The sequence below is a fragment of the Streptococcus sp. 2018110 genome (assembly GCF_019754115.1).
Taxonomy (GTDB): Bacteria; Bacillota; Bacilli; order Lactobacillales; family Streptococcaceae; genus Streptococcus; species Streptococcus hashimotonensis.
Window position 1 is genome coordinate 196,977 of the sequence record NZ_JAIJZO010000002.1, and the last position, 20,514, is coordinate 217,490.

The 20,514-nt window shown below is 40.1% G+C and carries 21 protein-coding genes; 7 read left to right on the top strand and 14 right to left on the bottom strand.

Annotated elements, in window-relative coordinates:
* Positions 1-39: 39 nt before the first annotated feature.
* The 4 genes from K5Q34_RS02960 to K5Q34_RS02975 form a co-directional block, all read right to left on the bottom strand.
* Entirely contained in the window at positions 40-870 is an 831-nt protein-coding gene (locus K5Q34_RS02960) for a carbohydrate ABC transporter permease (protein WP_009910491.1), read from the bottom strand.
* 10 nt (positions 871-880) lie between these two features.
* Entirely contained in the window at positions 881-1,753 is an 873-nt protein-coding gene (locus K5Q34_RS02965; RefSeq protein ID WP_221864490.1) for a carbohydrate ABC transporter permease, read from the bottom strand.
* A 136-nt stretch (positions 1,754-1,889) separates the two neighbouring features.
* Entirely contained in the window at positions 1,890-3,131 is a 1,242-nt protein-coding gene (locus K5Q34_RS02970) for an extracellular solute-binding protein (protein ID WP_024407095.1), read from the bottom strand.
* Between the two features lie 24 nt (positions 3,132-3,155).
* A complete protein-coding gene (locus tag K5Q34_RS02975) occupies positions 3,156-4,610 on the bottom strand; it encodes a glycoside hydrolase family 32 protein (RefSeq protein ID WP_202846147.1) in 1,455 nt (484 codons plus the stop codon).
* Positions 4,611-4,776: 166 nt separating this feature from the next.
* On the opposite strand from K5Q34_RS02975, the gene K5Q34_RS02980 reads away from it, so the two are divergent.
* The gene (locus K5Q34_RS02980; protein ID WP_024407097.1) at positions 4,777-5,793 is read left to right on the top strand and encodes a LacI family DNA-binding transcriptional regulator; all 1,017 of its coding nucleotides are present in this window, start codon (positions 4,777-4,779) and stop codon (positions 5,791-5,793) included.
* Positions 5,794-5,852: 59 nt separating this feature from the next.
* Here K5Q34_RS02980 and K5Q34_RS02985 read toward each other — a convergent pair whose 3' ends face one another.
* The gene (locus K5Q34_RS02985) at positions 5,853-7,085 is read right to left on the bottom strand and encodes an extracellular solute-binding protein (protein WP_221864491.1); all 1,233 of its coding nucleotides are present in this window, start codon (positions 7,083-7,085) and stop codon (positions 5,853-5,855) included.
* A 12-nt stretch (positions 7,086-7,097) separates the two neighbouring features.
* A complete protein-coding gene (locus tag K5Q34_RS02990) occupies positions 7,098-9,272 on the bottom strand; it encodes an alpha-galactosidase (RefSeq protein WP_221864492.1) in 2,175 nt (724 codons plus the stop codon).
* Positions 9,273-9,377: 105 nt separating this feature from the next.
* Here K5Q34_RS02990 and K5Q34_RS02995 point away from each other — a divergent pair, with 105 nt between their 5' ends.
* The gene (locus K5Q34_RS02995; RefSeq protein WP_002937318.1) at positions 9,378-10,217 is read left to right on the top strand and encodes an AraC family transcriptional regulator; all 840 of its coding nucleotides are present in this window, start codon (positions 9,378-9,380) and stop codon (positions 10,215-10,217) included.
* A 31-nt stretch (positions 10,218-10,248) separates the two neighbouring features.
* Here K5Q34_RS02995 and K5Q34_RS03000 read toward each other — a convergent pair whose 3' ends face one another.
* The gene (locus tag K5Q34_RS03000; RefSeq protein ID WP_221864493.1) at positions 10,249-11,409 is read right to left on the bottom strand and encodes a MalY/PatB family protein; all 1,161 of its coding nucleotides are present in this window, start codon (positions 11,407-11,409) and stop codon (positions 10,249-10,251) included.
* A 3-nt stretch (positions 11,410-11,412) separates the two neighbouring features.
* Positions 11,413-12,504, bottom strand: a complete 1,092-nt coding sequence (locus K5Q34_RS03005) for a cystathionine gamma-synthase (protein ID WP_221864494.1) — start codon at positions 12,502-12,504, stop codon at positions 11,413-11,415.
* Between the two features lie 477 nt (positions 12,505-12,981).
* Here K5Q34_RS03005 and K5Q34_RS03010 point away from each other — a divergent pair, with 477 nt between their 5' ends.
* From K5Q34_RS03010 to K5Q34_RS03025, 4 genes are all read left to right on the top strand, one after another.
* Positions 12,982-13,236, top strand: coding sequence for a hypothetical protein (locus tag K5Q34_RS03010; RefSeq protein ID WP_044678615.1), 255 nt, complete (start codon positions 12,982-12,984; stop codon positions 13,234-13,236).
* Between the two features lie 9 nt (positions 13,237-13,245).
* On the top strand, positions 13,246-13,497 hold the full coding sequence (locus K5Q34_RS03015; protein ID WP_221864495.1) for a hypothetical protein: 252 nt from the start codon (positions 13,246-13,248) through the stop codon (positions 13,495-13,497).
* Positions 13,498-13,577: 80 nt separating this feature from the next.
* A complete protein-coding gene (locus K5Q34_RS03020) occupies positions 13,578-14,327 on the top strand; it encodes a tRNA1(Val) (adenine(37)-N6)-methyltransferase (RefSeq protein WP_221864496.1) in 750 nt (249 codons plus the stop codon).
* Positions 14,317-14,589, top strand: a complete 273-nt coding sequence (locus K5Q34_RS03025; RefSeq protein ID WP_125175845.1) for a GIY-YIG nuclease family protein — start codon at positions 14,317-14,319, stop codon at positions 14,587-14,589. Before K5Q34_RS03020 ends, K5Q34_RS03025 begins: the two co-directional genes overlap by 11 nt.
* A gap of 18 nt (positions 14,590-14,607) precedes the next feature.
* Here the strand turns inward: K5Q34_RS03025 and K5Q34_RS03030 are convergent, their stop codons facing one another.
* From K5Q34_RS03030 to K5Q34_RS03050, 5 genes are all read right to left on the bottom strand, one after another.
* On the bottom strand, positions 14,608-15,219 hold the full coding sequence (locus K5Q34_RS03030) for an FMN-dependent NADH-azoreductase (protein WP_221864497.1): 612 nt from the start codon (positions 15,217-15,219) through the stop codon (positions 14,608-14,610).
* Positions 15,220-15,340: 121 nt separating this feature from the next.
* The gene (locus tag K5Q34_RS03035; RefSeq protein WP_208547043.1) at positions 15,341-15,748 is read right to left on the bottom strand and encodes a GNAT family N-acetyltransferase; all 408 of its coding nucleotides are present in this window, start codon (positions 15,746-15,748) and stop codon (positions 15,341-15,343) included.
* Positions 15,749-15,878: 130 nt separating this feature from the next.
* Entirely contained in the window at positions 15,879-17,459 is a 1,581-nt protein-coding gene (locus tag K5Q34_RS03040; RefSeq protein WP_221864498.1) for a DEAD/DEAH box helicase, read from the bottom strand.
* 416 nt (positions 17,460-17,875) lie between these two features.
* The gene (locus K5Q34_RS03045; protein WP_050796819.1) at positions 17,876-18,469 is read right to left on the bottom strand and encodes a YitT family protein; all 594 of its coding nucleotides are present in this window, start codon (positions 18,467-18,469) and stop codon (positions 17,876-17,878) included.
* 77 nt (positions 18,470-18,546) lie between these two features.
* The gene (locus K5Q34_RS03050; protein ID WP_044673869.1) at positions 18,547-18,930 is read right to left on the bottom strand and encodes a PH domain-containing protein; all 384 of its coding nucleotides are present in this window, start codon (positions 18,928-18,930) and stop codon (positions 18,547-18,549) included.
* Positions 18,931-19,155: 225 nt separating this feature from the next.
* On the opposite strand from K5Q34_RS03050, the gene K5Q34_RS03055 reads away from it, so the two are divergent.
* Positions 19,156-19,908 carry a hypothetical protein gene (locus K5Q34_RS03055; RefSeq protein ID WP_136628723.1) on the top strand — a complete coding sequence of 251 codons (753 nt, stop codon included), beginning with the start codon at positions 19,156-19,158 and terminating at the stop codon, positions 19,906-19,908.
* Positions 19,909-20,017: 109 nt separating this feature from the next.
* Here K5Q34_RS03055 and K5Q34_RS03060 read toward each other — a convergent pair whose 3' ends face one another.
* Positions 20,018-20,284, bottom strand: a complete 267-nt coding sequence (locus K5Q34_RS03060; protein ID WP_221864499.1) for a hypothetical protein — start codon at positions 20,282-20,284, stop codon at positions 20,018-20,020.
* Positions 20,285-20,514 lie beyond the last annotated feature (230 nt).

Sequence of the window (20,514 nt, forward strand, 5' to 3'; positions counted from 1 at the left end):
TTCGTTGTTAGAAAAGGTTGAACAAGTCAACCTTTAGATTTATTTGACAGAACCACTCGTCATACCTGAAATAATATGTTTTTGGAAGACAAGATAGACAAGTAAGATTGGAATAATTCCCACCACATAGGATGCAAATGATGGTCCATAATCACTGAAATACATGCCTTGATAGTTGTATTGGAAAAGTGGTAAAGTCCACATGCTTTGGTCACGGTTCAATACCAAGAGGGGCAAGAGGAAATCATTCCATACCCAGAGGGCATTGATAATCAAAACAGTTGCATGCATAGGTTTCATGAGTGGAAAAATGATTTTCCAGTACATGGTAAATTTATCACAGCCATCAATAGCTGCCGCCTCATCCATTTCTTCAGGAACAATGGTCTTAATATAGCCGACGTAGAGGAAGAGTGCCTGAGGAACTGCATAGGTCAAATAGAGGATAATCAAGCCGACAATATTGTTCAAGCCAAGGCTAGACATCAATTTGGTCATTGGGAGCATAATCACTTGGAAAGGTACAAAAATCCCAATAATCAAGAAAAAGTAGATAAAATTAAACACTGTCTGGCGTTTCATTTGACGGGCTACAGCAAAGGCTGCCATTGGAATAACAAGTAAAATCAAGCCAACAGCTACAATCGTAATCAAGGCAGAATTGCCAAAATATTGTACAATCCCATCGTTAAACAAGCGTTCGTAGTTATTTAAGGTAAAATTTTCAGGAAGACCAAAGAAATTGCTCGTGATTTCCTTGGTTGGTTTGAACGAACTTATAATCGTTACAAGTAGCGGAATAAACATGAAGAGAATACCGCTGAAGAGCACGAGATAGACCCACCAATTTTTCTGTTTTTGAGTATTCATGACAGTCCTCCTAAATTTCAAATTTCTTCGAAATTCTCATCTGAATCAATGAGATGACAATAATGAAGATGAAGAGTACTACAGCCAAAGCATTGGCATAAGAGAATTTGTTGTCTACAAAAGCATAGTTATAAACGAGCAATCCCAAAGATTCTGTTTTGCCATCTGGGCCACCACTTGTCAATGCAAAGATAAGGTCAAATGCTGTCAAACCTGATTTCATAGCCAAGATGAAAACCATACTGATAGATGGCAATAAGAATGGAAGCTCAATGTTGAAGAACTGTTGAGAACGACTTGCACCATCAATAGCAGCTGCTTCCTTCACATCTTCTGGAATACTTTGTAAACCTGATAGGAAGATGATGACTGGCATCGCCAACCCCTGCCAGAGAGCTACAAAGATAACCGCTGGAATGACCGTATGTTCTTGGACCAATAAGTTTTCCATCAACCAGTCGATATGGAGGAACTCTCCAATCTGTGTAAAACCATAGTTGAACAGCTGAACGAAAATCAAACCCAAAGTAACTGTTGAAAGAACCGCAGGGAAGAAATACCAGGTTCTAAAGAAACCAACCGCTTTAATCTTACGATTGAGCAAGGTTGCCAACCAAATTCCGATAACAATTTCACCAATGACTAAGCCAATAGTAAAAATAATGGTAAAGGTCATGGAAGTATAAAAGTCAGGATTTTTTAAAATATCTAAGTAATTCTGAATACCAATTAGTTTGAAATCAGATGTCAATCCATTCCAATCCGTCAAACTATAATAGATACCTGTAAATAGGGGATAGAAGAAAAAGATTAACTGTAAGCCAATTGGTATGGCAACAAATAGATAGGGCCAATATTTAGCAATAAATCCTTTTTGATTCATCATGGTACTCCTTTTTTCTAAAATGTATAGTTGCTTAGGGTCAGCTTGAATGGAGTGGTAAGGGGGATTCAAACTAACCCTAAGCAACTATAAAGAAGAGCTAGGCTAATCTAGCCCTCCTTATAGTTTTCTTGAATTATTCTTTCATTGGGTCAAAGAATGCATTCAATTCGTCCGCAAGCTTATCTGCCTTTGGATCTTTGATTGTTTCTACAGCAATGGTCCAGAAATCATTTTGCGATGTCCATTCTTTATGCAACCATGCAATTTGCTTATCAGTAAAGGCATATTGGGCAACTCCTTCAATTTCTGGGAACTTCCCTTCTGTTTCAACTCCCTCGACAGAGGTTGGCGAACCGTCTACATCATAATATTTTTGCATGACTTCTTTGCTAGACATATAAGCGAGGAACTTTTTAGCTTCTTCTGGGTGTTCCGTCTTGGCACTGATTGACAAAGCTAAGTCGGCACCACCGATAGTCACATCATCCCCTTCTTTTTCTCCAGGGAAAGCAAAGATACCGTAATCCAAATCAGCGTTCTGTTGATTGATGACTGCAGCAGCCCAGCTACCTTGTGGCATCATGAGAGCTTTGCCATCTGCAAATGCTGCGACAGCATCGGCATACTTAGCTCCAGAAAATCCTGATTGACCATTGTCATGTAATAATTCGAAGGATTTAACAACTGCTTGCGTTGCTGGATTGTCAGCTGTGATACTACCTTTGCCACTCCGAACTAGGATATCTTGAGTTTGGTCATAGCCTCCTGCCGCGCTCACCCATGCCAACTGATGGAATCCATTTAGTGACCAAGAATCAGCCAAAGACAGCGCAAATGGTGTTTCACCCTTGTCTTTAATCGTCGCTACTAATTTTTCGAATTCAGCAGTTGTTTTTGGCACTTCTAGGCCTAATTCTTTAAATTTAGCCTTGTTATAATAGATGCCATAGACATTGGTGTTCAATGGGAGAGAATAAATTTTATTGTCAACAGCGTAAAATTCGGCTGCTCCCTCTTTCAAATTGCCAACTCCAGCATCCTCTCCGAGTTCTAGAAAACGACCATCTTTTGCCCAAGCATCAAAATCTGCCGCAACCGGATAGACATTGATAATATCTGGATCTTCATTGTTGGCCATACGAGTTTTCAAGATGGTTTCTGCATCTGGTACACTGGAAAATTTAATACTAATGTCTGGATTAGCCTTTTCAAAATCAGTAATGATTTCTTTCAAGGTCGCTTGCATCTCTGGTTTTTGCGAGAAATATTCTAGTTCAACTTTATCGCTAGACCCCGCTGAGCCATTCCCACATGCTGCTAGCAAACTAGCAAAAGCAATCACAGATGCACTTTTAACGAATTTTGTAAATTTCATTTTCTTTCTCCTCCTATAAATAGGTCATTTGGTAATAATATCGTATTTTTCAACTGATAATGTGACCGTTCCTTGACTCTGGAAACGAATGCCATCTGCTTCAAGTGGCGTTTCAATTTCCATACTAAACACTTGCTTCCCTCCATTGATAAACAATTCAATGGAATGACTATCCAAAATAAAGCGACAGGTGATTGAATCTTGGAGGTCTACCGCTACTTTTCTGAAACAATTCTGATCTAATCTAAGTCCAGAATAGGTTCGATCAACTTCTAGCGTATTAGTCTGCCGATTAAATTTGAAACTGGTATATAAGTCATCTTTGCAAGCTAGATCAATTTGGAATGTTGCCCATTCTTTACCAGTCAAACTGAGCTGTAAATCAATAAATCTACCTTTCAAATCTGGTTCTTGATAGACTCCATCAATGGTGGTTGAAAATTGAAGTTTATTTTGACGATAAGCCTCTAGTTCCCGAATCGGTTGCTGGATGAGCTTACCATCTTCTAAGCTAAGCTCTCTCGGAAGAGTCATCATAGCCTGCCACTCTAAATTTTCTAAATCAGAAATCGAATTCCACGATTTCATCCATCCAATAAGAATCTGTCTCCCATCACTCAGACGACACGTTTGTGGTGCATAAAAATCCAAACCATAATCAAGAGATTTTCCTTCACCTTTATCAAATTTATGATTTTCTCTGTCATAATTTCCAATAAAATAGACTGAATTGTGACCATTATGGAATTCTAGGTCTTTAGCTCTCATGTGTTGAGGTGAGCAGATTAGAACGGATTGACCATCAATTTCAAAAAAGTCCGGGCATTCCCACATGCTACCATACTCTCCTGTATCATTGCTCGCAAGTACTCCCTTATAGGACCATTCTTGTAAATTCTGACTTGAAAATAGTTGGATTTGACCACGCCCATCTGTATCCAAGTTTCCAACAACCAGATTGTATCGTCCATCTTCTTTCCAAACTTTTGGATCACGAAAATGTTCTCTACTAAAACCGTCAGGCAGTAGATTTCCTGTCAATACTGGATTCGTATTAACTTTTTTATAATCAACTCCATCTCCAACGGCTAAACATTGGTCTTGAACAACTTCAATCTGCCCACTACTGTTTTCTTGTTTTCGAACCCCTGTATAAATTAGATAGTGTTTTCCCTCGTGCTCCACTGCACTTCCTGAAAAGCATCCTTCCTGGTCATACCATTGGTCGGGTGCTAGAGCCACGGGCAAATCTTTCCAAACTACCATGTCTTCCGTCACTTGGTGTCCCCAGTGCATGGGCCCCCACTTGATATCATAAGGATAATACTGATAAAATAGATGGACTTTACCTTGAAATTCTGAAAGTCCATTCGGATCATTTAGCCAACCAACAGGTGGGCTAACATGAAATCGTGGCCTTGTATCCGAAGCAACATGATGCTGGGAAACATAATCTCTAGCCTTTTTCAAGTTTTGCATCTTTCACCTCCGGATGTTATTTGTAATGTAACCGGTTACTTACTGGTATTCTACCCTTTTAGTTTTTGATTGTCAAGCGTTTTCAAAAATATTTTTCTAAATTAAAAAAAGATTGACACATAGCGATTTTCACTATATAATACTGAAAACAAGAAAGGCTTTTCAAATGAAGCAACAAAAGGTTACATTTGCGGATATTGCAAAACATACAAATTTTTCAAAGACAACCATATCACGATATTTTAATAATCCCGATTCATTAACAGATGCCAGCAAACAAAAGATTGAAAGAGCATTAATTGAACTGGGTTACCAAGAAAATAAACTGGCAAAAGTATTAGCCAAAGGTAAAACGGAGTTCATCGGTATTATCATACCAAATCTATTTCTCCACTTTTATGCGGCTATTTTAGAAGAAATATTAGCTACCTATAAAAAAAATAATTACAAATTCTTAGTTTTCATCGGTGATGACAATATTGAGACCGAACGAGAGTATATCCAAGAATTATTGGCTTATAATATCGAAGGATTGATTGTATTAAGTCATACCATTACTTCTGAAGAATTAGCCAGTTACAATGTTCCTGTGGTTTCAATTGAGCGCGAATCACAATATATTTCTAGCATTGAAACCGATAACTATCTCGGAGCCATTCAAGCTACAGGTTCTTTAATCAAGAATAACTGTGATATACTTATCCATATTAATGGAAAATTGAAAGAAAATATACCTGCCTATAATCGAGTCAAAGGTTTCGAAACAATGTGTCAGGACAGTGATGTAGAATACAGAATCTTTGCAACTGACCTAGGTAGTTCTTACCATCAGATTCAAACTGAATTACAGCACCATTTTGAGACGATTGAGGCTATCTATCAAGGTAAGCGCAAAGGAATTTTCTTTGCTAACGATACCTATGCCTCTATCTTTGTCAATATCCTATTTCAAAAATATGGTCATTTCCCTGAGGATTATCGTATCGTAGGATTTGATGATTCTCCGATTGCATCGGAAACAATTATCCCATTGACAACTATCAGACAAGATTTAAAAGCTATTTCTCACACAGCTTTAGAAGTTTTGAGCCAGCAAATAGAAGAACGAAAGAAAGAAATTATTTCGCCTATCCAACATCGCGAGATTGCTCCAAAATTGATTAAGCGCTCCACAACATTTTAAAATAATGGCTACCTAGTAGAAATAAAATATCGTTACTAGGTAACCTTTTTTATTGTTCATTACTTCATTGGATCAAAGAATGCATTCAGTTTTTTCACTAATTCTGCTGAGTTAGGATTTTTAACCATTTCAACAGTGATATTCCAGAACTCTTCTTCTGATTCCCATTCAGATTGCAACCAAACTACGTGTTTGTCAGTGAAGGCATATTGTGTAACTCCAGCAGTTTCTTCAAACTTACCTTCTGTATCTACACCTTCAACTGAAGTTGGTGAGCCATCTACATCATAGTATTTTTGCATCACTTCTGGACGTGAGAGGTATTCTAAGAATTTTTTAGACTCTTCTGGGTGCTCTGTATCTGCAGAAATTGAGAGAGCAAGGTCTGCTGCACCGATGGTATAGTCGCCACCTTCTTTGTCACCAGGGAAGGTAAACATACCATATTCAAATTCTGGTTCTTGTTGGTTAACAGCTGTAGCTGCCCATGTACCTTGTGGAAGCATGAGAGCATCTCCTGCCGCAAAAGCTGCCACTGCATCTGCATAGAGGGCACCTGTTGCACCTTTTTGACCATTATCTGTCAACAGTTGCAAGCGTTCTAAGACAGCTTTTGTTGTAGCATCATCTTGAATCGCTCCCTTTGCACTGCGGATCAGAATATCTTCTGCACCATCAAATCCACCCGCAACAGTTACCCAAGCTAACTGATGGTAGCCGTTCAATGACCAAGCATCGTTCAATGAAAGAGCAAACGGTGCTGCACTACCATCAGCCTTGATTTTGTCTACCAAAGCTACAAATTCTGCATAGGTAGTAGGAACTTCCAGACCCAACTCTTTGAACTTATCTTTATTATAGTAAATACCATAAGCATTAGCTGTCAAAGGAAGGGTGTAATTTTTTTCGTTAACAAGATAAGGCGTTACAGCACCATCTTTTAGATGACTAAGACCTGCATCATCACCAATTTCTAGGAAACGACCATCCGCTGCGTATGCTTTGAAGTCCGCATTTTGTGGATAAATGTTGATGACATCTGGCGCTTCGTTATTTGCCATACGGGTTTTTAAAACAGTTCCTGCATCTGGTACATTTGAAAATTTAACATCAATCGTAGGATTTTCTTTTTCAAAATCATCAATAATTTCCTGCAGAGTCGCTTGCATTTCAGGTTTTTGTGAGAAATATTCAATTTCTACCTTATCGCTACTACTTGCATTCCCACAAGCAACCAAAAAGCTGGCAAAAGCACAAACCGATGCACATTTTAAAAATGTTTTCATTTTCATTATAAAATCCTCCTAGATTTTGTTAAAAATATATTGTACACTAAAATAATCTTTTTGAACATGTGGCATTGTAAGACCAATGTTCATCAATTCATCCCCGTAGAATGTTTCTCCCAATTGAGGGCATTCATACAAGGCATCTGGGTCTAGCCCCTTCAACCGAACATGAAGCAAAGGTGCTTCTGGCTTGGCAAGAATTTTTACAAATGTAAAGACCGCTTGATTCTTATCTTGACTAACATAATTGGCAGCCCAGGTATTGGTCGTCTTTTTCAGACGGTAGAGCTGACCGAATTGAATGGTCTCACGAATGGAGTGATAGGTTTCGATTTGCTGACTGATTTCATCCAATTCCTTTTCCGAAAGTTTCGTTAAATCCAGCTCGTAACCAAATGCTCCTCCCATCATAGCCACATTGCCTCGTGTAGCAAGAGGTGTGATCCGACCAACCTGATGGTTTGGAACGGCAGAGACGTGTGCGCCAATTGAGGAAGGGGGATAAATCAAACTAGTACCTTCTTGAATAGATAAGCGCTCAATCGCATCTGTATCATCACTTGCCCAAGCTTGCGGCATGTAATACATGATTCCCAAATCATTACGACCTCCACCGCCTGCACAGGATTCGAAAAGAATATCTGGGAACCGCTTGGTAAGGTGGTCTAATACACGGTAGAGACCTAGCATGTAACGATGGTGGAACTCAAAGCGCTGGTCATTTGCTAAACCTTCAGGGATATTGGTGATATTACGGTTCATATCCCATTTTACATAAGAAATATTGGCTGATTCTAATATTGAAGAGACGCTATCAATGATGTAGTCACAAACTTCCTGCTTGGTCAAATCCAAAACTAATTGTTCTCGGCTGTAGATTGGTAAGCGTCCTTCTGTGCGAATTGCCCAATCAGGATGTTCACGATAAAGATCGCTATCAATTGAAATCATCTCTGGTTCAAACCATAGTCCGAATTCCATGCCAAGCTCATTTATTCGCTCTGCTAAGCCATTCAAACCATTTGGCAACTTATCCAAATTGACTTTCCAATCGCCCAATGAACTTTCATCGTTGTTTCGTTTACCAAACCAACCATCATCCAGCACAAATAATTCAATACCAGCTCGACTTGCGACCTGAGCTAACTGTAAAATCTTTTCTTCTGTAAATTCAAAATAGGTCGCTTCCCAGTTGTTGATTAAAATGGGCCTTGGTTTGTTTACAAACGATGATCGAATGAGGTGTTTTGTGATAAAGTGATGACTATTTTGTGTCATGCCAGTAAATCCTTTATCAGTATATGATAAGAGAACTTCTGGAGTTTGAAACCGGTCATCCTTATCCAATTGCCATGAGAAATAGTGACTTTCCAATCCTAATCCCAATCGACTGGTTTCCACGGCTGTCGTTTCGACAAATGCTGTAAAGTTGCCACTATAGACAAGGTGGGCAGCATAAACATCGCCCTTGTCCTCACTTGCATCGGGTGAGGCTAGTGCTAAGAAGGGTGTTCTTGAGTGACTTGAAGCACCTCGAATGCTACCAATCGAATACTGACCTTTTGTCAATGGGGTCTGTGTCCACTCTTTTTCATAAGCATAGCGTCCTGTCAAGCTGTGAACAATGAAATCTTGATGTGGAAAATCAAGAGTTGCAGACAAGACCTTCTCTAGTTTGCATGGATATTTGCCAGTTTGAATTGTAGCTGACCGTGCGAGATAAGAAGCTTCTTCAAAAACAGAATACTGAAGTGTTACGGTAACATCTGTCAACTGATCATAAAGATCAATTTCAAGACTCTCTACCTCTTCTTGATTTCCAAAACTTGCTGGTAATCCCCTCAGTTCTTTTTTCCCCTTGTATAATCGATACTCTTTGTATTTTAGGTCAAGAGTAACCCCAAATTCGTTCCGAACATCTAGTGCTGAGGTTCTAAAATCTCCCAGACCATTGCTAGAATATTCGAGTGGGAGGACATCCAATGAGTATGTCCTGTCCCCAGTAATTGGACTCGGAGAAAACGATCGATCTAAATATGTTATTTTGTTTCCATCGCTAAATTTTTCGATTTTTTTCCCAAAATAACGATGAACCAGATCTCCTGTTTCCAACACTTGGATGATATAAGAGAATTCTCTTGTTTTCAGGTGAAAAATCTGTTTTTCATTATAAATCTCAATCACATTCATCTCTCCCATCTCTTCTTTATGCTATTATTTTACAAAATGAAAACGCTTTATTTAATAGCCTTTTGTATTTAAAACATGTTATAATGTTTCCTAAGGAGGAGTAAGATGAATATTCTGAACATCTATAACGAGCTTGATAGTCACAACTTTGACCTAAATGTAGACCATTACGGTGCCGAACAATGTGACAAGGGCTATTCCTTCGGTCCTACTATCCGTGATAATTTTGTCCTGCATTTTATTACAAAAGGAAGAGGAAAAATTCTTGTTGATGGAAAAACAAGCTATCTTGCTGCAGGCGATTTATTTATTCTTCCAAAGGATGTTTCCATTTTCTATCAAGCTGATGATATAGATCCTTGGACCTATATATGGGTTGGCTTTAGTGGATCACGAGCAAAAGACCTACTGAATCAAAGTCAACTGCTAGAAAACTACTACCTCCACTCCAATCTAGAGTCACCAATTCTAGGCTACATGCATCAGATTAACCATGTTCAGATGCATCCCATCCCCTCTATCACAGAATTGGTCTTAATTGGCTATCTCAATCAACTTTTAGCAGCACTCATCGAGGAATTTCCAAGTGAAACATTAATTAAGCCTGAAACACAAACCAAGCATTATGTTCAGCAAGCCATCAAGATGATCCATAACCACTATGCTCATCCAATTAAAGTTTCTGAAATAGCAGATTTTCTAGCTCTAAGCCGAAGCTATCTCTATAAAATTTTTAAGCAGGAAACTGGCTATTCTATCAAAGATTATATTTTACAAGTAAAAATGAATCGTTCTTGTCAACTATTAGAAGATGCTTCTCGGAGTATCACTGAAATCGCCTATTCTGTCGGCTACCAAGACCCTCTCACCTTCAGCGCGGCCTTTAAAAATTATTTTCATATGAGCCCGACAGAATTTCGAAAAACGCAAAAAAATAAGGATTAGGTGATTTTACTCACACCTAGTCCTTATTTCTTTATCCAAAAACGTTTCTAAGTCGTTGACAGGCTTCTTCAATGACATCAAATGGAGCTGCCACATTCAGACGTGCATGGTGCTTACCTTCCTTACCAAAGGTCAAACCATCATTCAAAATCAACTTCGCTTTACAATGAAGAATATCAAAGAGCTCCGCATGCTCTAACTCATAAGCAGAAAAATCAAGCCAGATGAGGTAGGTTCCCTGGGGCTTCATGACCTTGATCCTTGTATGGGTTGTCAAATACTCCTCAACAAAGTCTATATTTCTCTCCAAAATAACCTTCAACTCCTTCAACCACTCATCTCCATAAGTGAAAGCAGCTTCCGTGGTTAACAAGCCAATCGTTGGAATCTCGTGCTGATTATTTATCAATTGACGCTTAGCGAAAGTCTTGCGAATGCTTGGATTTTCAATGATTGCAAAGCTATTTTTTGTACCAGCGATATTGAAGGTCTTGGTCGCAGATGATAAGATGATTGAAAACTCTTTAAAACTTTCATCCACTGTGTTAAAGGAATAATGCTTGTGACCATACAAGGTTAAATCTTGATGGATTTCATCTGAGACAAGGATAACACCATGTTTCTGACAAAGACGTCCAATCGCCAAAACTTCCTCTCTTGTCCAAACTCTACCACCTGGGTTGTGGGGATTACAGAAAATATAGAGTTTAACTCGATTCTCTACAATGTCCTTTTCAAGCTGGTCAAAATTAATTCTAAAAACGCCATCCACATCTACAAGTGAGTTTGTAACAAGCTGACGATTGTTTAATTTTACAGTCCGCGCAAAGGGTGGATAGACAGGTGTATTAATTAGGATTGCATCCCCTTCTTCTGTCAAAGATTGAATAGCAACAGATAAAGCAGGAACAACTCCTTCGATGAGTAGGATGGACTCTCTTTCAATCTTATAGCCATGCTGTCTATCTTCCCAGTCAATAATAGACTGATAGAGGCTGTCACTAGCATAAGGATAGCCAAAAACATGATGATCTGCGTAGTCACGGATTACTTGGCGAATTTCTGGAAGTGGCTCAAAGTCCATATCTGCAATCCACAAGGGTAAGAGTTCAGGATCAGCTTCTACTTTTCTCCATTTTTCCGCATACTGGGATAGGCGATTCGGACTATCTATAAAATTATACTGTGTCATATCTTATCCCTCCAAGGCTGTTTTTAAATCTGCAATCAAGTCTTCCGCATCCTCTATACCAATAGATAAACGAAGCAAATCATCTGTCAAACCGTAAGAATGACGGATTTCAGCTGGAATATCTGCGTGGGTCTGAGTGGCTGGATAGGTAATCAGACTCTCTACTCCACCCAGACTTTCAGCAAAGGTAAAGACTTTCAGGGTGTTGAGAATATGGGGAATTCGACTTTCATCTACCACCTTAACTGAAATCATGCCACCTTTGCCTGTGTAGTAAACTTGCTTGACTGCTGGACTCTTCTCCAAATAGGCAACAATTTTCTGAGCATTTTGTGTCGCCCGCTCCATTCGAAGCGAGAGGGTTTTGAGTCCACGCATGAGTAAGTAAGAATCCAGTGGAGATAGGGTTGGACCCGATGTATTTTGGTCATAAAAGAGCTTATCATATAGGGCTTGATCATTGGTCATCAAAGCGCCAGCTAGTACATCATTATGCCCAGATAGGTACTTGGTTGCTGAATGTAGGACAACGTCCGCTCCTAGAACAAGTGGATTTTGATAAATAGGGCTATAAAAAGTGTTATCGACAATTACCTTAGCACCTTTGGCATGGGCGATAGCCGAAACCTTAGCGATGTCAAACTCCACCATGAGTGGGTTGGTCGGCGTCTCCAGATAAACATAGTCTGTCTCTTCGGTGAGGGCTGCAATCAGCTCCTCCTCGGTGTTTGCATAGGTAAATTGAAATCTACCGATACTCTCTTGCTCATTGAACCAGCGGAAGGAACCACCGTACAAATCACGCGCCGCTACCACTTGACTCCCTACAGGAAAACCATTAAAAAGTAAGGCCAGAGCAGCCATTCCCGAGCTCGTTGCTAGGGCATAGTCGGCCTTTTCAATAGCTGCCAAAGTCGTCTCTAGACTGGCACGTGTCGGATTTTTTGTTCTCGTGTAGTCATAACCTGTCGATTGACCAAACTCAGGGTGTTGATAGGTCGTCGAAAGGTGGATAGGGGAAATCAAGGCACCTGTTCTCTCATCGCTATTGATGCCCGTATGCGCTAAAATCGTATCAATCTTATAATCTGTCATAACATCTACTCCATTCTAACTTACAATCTAGTCTAGCATGAAATAGGAGATTTGGTGTGAAAAATATCCAAAAATACTTATAGAAAAACAGCAAGCTTTGTTATAGTTTTTCTTTATAACAACATCTCCCCCCTTACATATACTTGCTGGATTATACATTATTAATTTGATATAATGACAAAGAGGTGGTCATTATGAAAATCAGATTCAACAAATACTTCTACCGTTTCAGTAATTTTTATTCTATGGTATTTTGGATTTGCTTTCTGCTACCAACTGCCAATGATAGCTTTGATCAGTGGCCACTCTGGTATACAAGCCTAATTCTAATAATCATTCCTATTCATATTTTCAGGGCTTTTTTCCTCAACGAAGAAAAGGAGCTCACTCGCATGGGTTATATCTTCTATATCGGATTGATTGTATTGATTATTTTTCTGCGTTTTATTTTTGGTAAATAGCTGAAAGGAGACAAGAATGTTTAAACAATTCAATAGAACATTTTATCGAACTTGGGAATTTTACTTTTCCATTCTTTGTATCCTACAAGTGATTTATGCTGCTGTAAATGGACCGTTTTGGTTTATCCATTTTCTCAAGCTTGGAGTCGGACTTTATGTTGGTTATCTAGCTTTCTTTAAGTCACGTAGCTGGATAAAAAAAACATGGCAGATTTATCTGACGATTGGATTGATTGCTAGTTGGATAATCATTTCCTTCTTTGTATTGTGAGGATTTTCTATGTTTAAGGAATTTAATAAAGAATTTTATCGGAGTTTGAATTTTTATTTGATGATATTGTTGCTTCTAGGAAGTGTAGGGGAGTGGCTAAATAAGGGACCTAGCCTCTGGCTTGCACTCTTGCTATTTGCTACGGTCGGTACGGCCCGTAGTACCTTTTGGTCTAAAGAATGGACCTTGAAAGCAAATTGGCAAATCTATCTCTGTATCGCTTTCTTGCTGGTCGGGGCTTGGATTGAATTTTTTAGTTAGATTGAAAGGAGCGTGATATGCGCTCCTTTTTTCTTCCAAAATGGACTGAGATTTTCTGCTAAAGATGGTATAATAAAACCATGCAAAAAATTGAGTTATTAGACGGAGAGCGGATTGACCAGCTCTTCTCGACAGATGTTCAGATTATTCAAAATCGGGAGGTTTTTAGCTACTCCATCGACAGTGTCCTCCTTTCGCGTTTTCCAAAAATGCCTGCTCAGAAGGGGCTGATTGTTGATCTTTGTAGTGGAAATGGGGCGGTGGGCCTCTTTGCCTCCACACGCACCAAAGCTCAGATTATTCAGGTCGAGTTGCAGGAACGGCTTGCTGACATGAACCGCCGCTCCATCGCCCTCAATGGTCTGGAGGAACAGGTTTCGATCATCAATGATGACTTGGCAAACCTGCCCCAGTATAATTTGCGGTCCAAGGTGGATTTGATGCTCTGCAATCCTCCCTACTTCAAGGTAGACGAGGGTTCAAACCTCAATGAAAGCGAGCATTATCTTCTAGCCAGACACGAGATTGCGACCAACCTAGACAGCATTTGTCAGGTGGCCCAACAGGTGCTCAAGTCCAATGGTCGCTTGGCCATGGTCCACAGGCCCGATCGATTTTTAGATATTTTGGACACGCTGAGAACCTACAAACTAGCTCCCAAACGCATCCAGTTTGTCTATCCCAAGGCCAGCAAGGAGGCCAATATGTTGCTGATTGAGGCTATCAAGGACGGCTCGGTAGACGGTCTGCATATCCTGCCACCTCTGGTTGTCCATGAGGAAAACGGCGACTACACTCCGGCTATTCGCGAGATTTATTATGGAAAATAAGGCCTACTTCTATGTCTTGGAATGTGCCGACGGGAGTCTTTATACTGGTTATACGACTGATGTGGAGAAGCGGCTTGCTACCCATAATCGTGGGAAAGGGGCCAAGTACACCCGCGGACGCTTGCCTGTCAGCCTGCTCTATCAAGAAGCCTTTGCTAGTAAGCAGGAAGCCATGTCCGCCGAGGCAATGTTTAAAAAACGCAGCCGACAGAGCAAGTTAGACTATATCGCAGAAATGCAAAAAAAGCCATGCTCCAAATGAAGCGTGGCTATTTTTTTATTAGAAATGTAGTAAAATTGTATCAATTTTCTCCATAGCTTCTTCAAATATCGCTTGAGCCTGGCTTGGATCAGCCGATTGCCCTTCGATGAAGACCTGATGAACATCTTCAAATCCCAGAAACTCAAAGATAGACTTGATGTATTGGGCTGCAGGATCTTGACCTGCGTAAACTCCGCCGTTGGACTGGATATGCAACAATTTTTTGCCCTTGACCAGACCGATAGAGCCTTCAGATCCATACTTGAAGGTCAGTCCTGCAACGTTAATGGTATTAATCCATGACACTAATTGACTTGGCACATTGAGGTTCCAAAGGGGATTGACCACGACAATCTTATCTGCTGCAAGAAATTGTTGGGTCAAGGCATTATAGCGCTCCAAGCGCTCGGCTTGCTCTGGACTGATCTCAACTCCTTTTTTGGCTGCACCCATGGCTTCAAACAAGGGCTTGTCCGAGGCTGGAATCTGATCCTCAAAGACATCTACTATTTCTATGTTATCTTCTGGGTGCAAACTGGCGTACCGAGTTTGAAACTCTTCCAAAGCCCGCAAGGCATAGGACTTTTGTGCGTCGAGGGGGTGGGCCTTTACAATTAATACAGTTGCCATTGTTCATCTCCTTATCACTAATTATTGATAGTTCTATTCTACTCTTTTTGATTTGAAATTCAAATCATTTGCTCAAAGCAAAAGGCTGGTCTCCCAGCCTCTGCTTTTTTAGATTGTCTTATTATTTTAAATAGGTGTATGCGACACAATCCAGGCTATCAACGGCTGCAAAGCCAATTGCCTCATAGAAAGACCGCGTTTTCTCAGTATTGTCCGTCAAGAGATGAAGCTGATAAATCTCTGGAAAATGGGTAATGGCTTGTTCCAAAAGATGACGACCAATGCCTTGTCGCTGATAGGTTGGCAGAACCAAGATGTCCTGAATAAAAACGATTGAATGGCCGTCACCAACTGCTCGCAAGAGACCCACTAGACGATCACCGTCAAAGGCCGCAAGAACAAACAGGCTATGTTCCAAAGCCTTCTGTAACATGGCAGGCCGGTCAGTATAATTTGTCCAACCAACTGAAGCATAGAGGTCAAGGACAGCTTGAAAATCAAGCTGAGGATGTTGTTTGTAAGTAATCATGTTCTTCTCCTTTGTATAGTTTTTTAGAATACAAAGGCTCTATCCATTGTCAAAACGCCCATGGTCTTTCCTCCTGTTTTGCTACTTCTAGTATAACAAAAACCGCTCCAATTATGAAGCGGTTTTAAGCTTATCTCTCGCCTTTATTACGGATAACAAAGCCTGTTTTCTTTTCACTTGATGTGCGTTGGTGTGGTTTTTTGTTGTCCTGACGGCGGTTGTCACGTTTGAACTTGTCATCGCGACGGTTGCGGTCATTGCGGTCGCCACGGCGTCCTCCGCGGTCTCGGTTGCGGTCACCGTCACGACGGCCACCACGATCACGGTCGCGACCACCACGGCCACCCTTGCCCTTAGCTTGACCAGGTGCAAACTTGAATGGCAAAGGTTTTTCACGCGCAATTTCTACCTCTGGCAGACTTTCTGGATCTTGTACGGTCAGGCTAAGTATGTAGAGAGCAAGCTCCTCAGGCGTAAATTCAGTCGCCAACTTGATTGCATCTTTCTTAAACTTATCAAAGTTTCCACGAATGGTCTCGTCTGCGAAATCACGCTCAATTTTTTTCAAAGCAACTTTCTTCTTGGCTTCGAATGCTTCCTGAGCAGTTGCTGGCTTGAGACCTTTCATACGTTTCTTGGTCAAATCTTCGATGATAGCCAAGTAGCCCATCTCGTTTGGCGAAACAAAGGTAATTGACTGACCTGATTGACCCGCACGACCTGTACGACCGATACGGTGAACATAGCTTTCTGGATCCTGTGGAATATCGTAGTTATAGACATGCGTTACACCTGAAATATCCAATCCACGCGCCGCAACATCCGTCGCAACAAGGACGTCAATCTGGTCATTTTTAAAATCACGGATGACACGCAGACGCTTGTTCTGGTCCAAATCTCCGTGGATACCTTCTGCACGGAAGCCACGCAGTTTCAAACCACGAGTCAATTCATCGACACGGCGCTTAGTACGACCGAAGACAATAGACAATTCAGGCTGGTCAACATCCATGAGGCGTGTCATGGTATCAAATTTTTCATGTTCTTTGACACGGACATAGTATTGGTCCACGTTCACATTGGTCAATTCCTTAGCCGCAATCTTAACGTGCTCAGGCTCTTTCATGAACTTGACACCGATACGCTTGATTGGCTCTGGCATGGTCGCAGAAAATAGGAGAGTCTGGCGACTTTCTGGCACACGTTCGATGATCGCTTCAATATCGTCCAAGAATCCCATGTTGAGCATTTCATCAGCCTCGTCAAGAATGAGGGTTTCAACGCCGTCAAGCTTGAGGGCTTTTCTTTTAATCAAGTCCAAGAGACGACCAGGTGTACCTACAACGATGTGGGCACCCGAGCGAAGGGCCTTGATTTGTTTTTCAATGCTTGAGCCACCGTAAACAGAGCGGACTTTCACACCCTTTTCACGACCAAATTTGAAAAGCTCTTCCTGACTCTGCACCGCCAACTCACGTGTTGGGGCAATAATCAGGGCTTGAACAGCTTGATTGTTGGTGTCAATTTTGTTGAGGGTTGGCAGACCAAAGGCTGCAGTTTTCCCTGTACCCGTTTGGGCTTGACCAATCACATCTTTTCCTTCCAGAGCAAGCGGAATGGTCTGCTCCTGGATAGGTGACGGCGTTTCAAATCCTGCCTTCTCAACGGCAAGCAAAATGTCTTCTGATAGATTTAATTCAGTAAATTTCAATGTATTCTCTTTTCTAAAAGGCAGTGCGAAGCTACCTTATCTAACTTTTTTTGTAACAAGATATCAGGGTCGAACCACTGATATTGGATTTGCAACTTACCAAGTATAACACAATCTAACAATAATAGTTAGTATTTACCTTTAAAAACTCAATAATACGTTTTCATGAGGAGTCCATCATTTGTATAGTCATTTGAATTAGCTTTGATACATCGACACTTTCTAGTACCAGCTCCTTGTCTGAAAGTTATACTCTTCGAAAATCAAAATCAGACGTTGTTGACTTGATTTGATGAACTTCAGTTCTATCTGCATCTGCGTCGCCTAGTCTGTTTTTGATTTTCATTGAGTATTAATTCATTCGACTATAACAAAAAAACTAGTTATATATGCATAACTAGGTTTTTCTTGTATTTTTATTTATGATTATTCCTTTTCAATGCTTGCAAGAACCAGTCCAAACTTTTACTGATAATGACAACCATTACCAATGTCCAAAATGTTTTTACAAGTCCAATTTTAAAAGCCAAAGGAGTTACCACAAATACATCAAAAATGAGAATAACGGTGGAAATCTTCCATTTGAAATATTTATTACACAACAATGCAATAATATCACTTCCTGCCGTGGACCCGTTTCCATAAATGACTAGAGCCATTGATAAACCTGTCACCAATCCCGCCAAGAGAGCAGAGGGAATCAAGGGCAACCATTTTATTTGCAGAAAAGTCGTATAATGCATGGTTAAGGACATAGTAGCAACCGCTAAGAAAGTATAGAAAACCGTTAACTTACTCAAAAAGCGATAGGCTAATACAATCAAAATCCCATTCAAAACAAAACTGGACAGACTTGTTTCAATCCCTGTCGTATAAAACAAAAGTAGGGTGACACCAGTAATCCCACCTTCGCCAAATTCATGTGGAATGATGAGCATATTCAAAACAAGGGCATATAGGATTGCCCCAAAACATATCAATAAGCAGTCTCTCCATTTTATCTGCATCATCTTCTCTCCTCACAAACAGTCCACCTTAGTATATCAAAAAAAGCAGAAAGCGGATAGCCACTTTCTATACTTTTTTCCTATTTTCCTAAGACAGCTGAAGCCAGAGCTTTTTGAATAGCAATGACACTCTTATCGCTCTTAAACTGAAGAATTTCAGCAGGTTCAGCAGCCGAGGAAATCCATATTTTCAGCTCAGCATCTAAGTCGAAATGACCAGAGGTTTCTACCGTAAAGCGTGAAATCGAGCGGTAAGGAATCGATTTATAAGATACCTTTTTCCCAGTCATTCCTTGCTTATCGACCAAAATCAATCGATATTCTGTAAAAACAATCAAATCACGAACTAGACTAAATGCCATCTCAACCTGTTCATTATCCAGTAGAACATGCTCCAATTCCTGTTCAATCTTATCATTATCCATTTGCGAGGCATTACCTAGTAAACCTGAAAATAGTCCCATAATATGGCTCCTTTGGTATTTTTCTATAGTATAACACAAAATAATGAAAATAGGCTACTTTGCCCTTGTCAATCATACGTCACAACACTTCCGCTCCCCTTCTTCATCTACTTCTGTAAGGCGAGGAGGCTCGATACTTCCTCCTCACTCTGTGCACTAATATAGCCATTGACAGAGCAAACAAACTATAGTATATTGAAAAAGGGGGAACAGAAGGAGAATATTATGGAAAACACAGCTACTCAAGCTTTCGAAGAACTCGTTGCGGAACAGAAAAAGAAACGTAAGCGCATTCTTGGAATAATCATCACTGTCTTTACGACTATTATCGTATTTTTTGCCTGTCTTGCATTATTCAAATATAATAGTGGCAACATTAGCGGTACATGGCGCAATTCCCAAGCTGAACAAGATATTGTCGAAACCAGTATCAAGGAATTGCAAAATCAACTTCCAGGTATCGATAAAACGTGGATTGATGCAACTTATACGATGACAGTCGTAGATAAGAAAGCTGTCTTCACCGCTACAACAAGCTTTGATATTCCTAAAATCGCAAAATTAACCTTGGATCAAGCTTACAAGGTAATGTTAGAGGAAGCACAAAAAGAAGCAAGTTCTCTAGGAATTTCCGTAGAAGAATACTTAACAACCGCTCTCGGAGCAGACTATGAAAAGCAATTGAAATCATTTCTACCTACACAAGCTGAGGCGGAAAAAGAATTTCATAAGTACCAAGACGAGTATGCTAAAGAACTAGGTGCCACATACAATCAAGAAACTGGTACTATCTCAGCTACCTTTTTCGAGGGAGAAGTCGATCAGCTCTTCCATACCGTGACCATTACAAAAATTAATGACGCAGCCATCAACCAGCTAACTACATATGATATTTCTGTAAAAGATATTATTTCCTATTCTCGCAAGGGAAATACCACCATTATTAACGGAAATGAAGAATTTACTCTAGAAAAATAACAAACAAGGACGAGTTGTACAAAGCTCGTCCTTTTATGATTTTCATATCAAGATGTAGCCTTTATACTCAGAAGCTTGTAATGCTTAATTGCTTTAAGGACTTTAAACATCATAACTCAACCTTCTCATCAAAAACGGATAAGATTGACAATTTAAACTTGAGATAGCGTGGCAAATAATCAAAATAAATATCACAAATGAAGAATCCAACTGCTATAAGAGAACTTGTCAAAAATACCTGCTGATTTCCAGACAAAGCCGACTCAGAAACCCGAGCATAGACGAAACCTGTCGCTGCTAAAATCAGAGCATAAACAACTGAAACCAAGCTATAGATAAAAAATTCTGAACGACACTTTTTTAGGTAACGGAACATTGCTATCGGCACCTCCGATTGATTCGAGTATTTGCTGTTAATGTAATTATATTAAAGCATTGTTTTTTGCAAAAAAACATATAAACGAGGTAAAAGAAAAGGATCGGATTAACCGAGCCTTATTCCTCTATTATTTCGAGTAGATAGTGATTTTTAAAGCTGAACAGCTGTAAGCTGATTACCATCAGTTCCTATTCCCACTTTTTACCTCGCTTCTCTATATCTAGGCT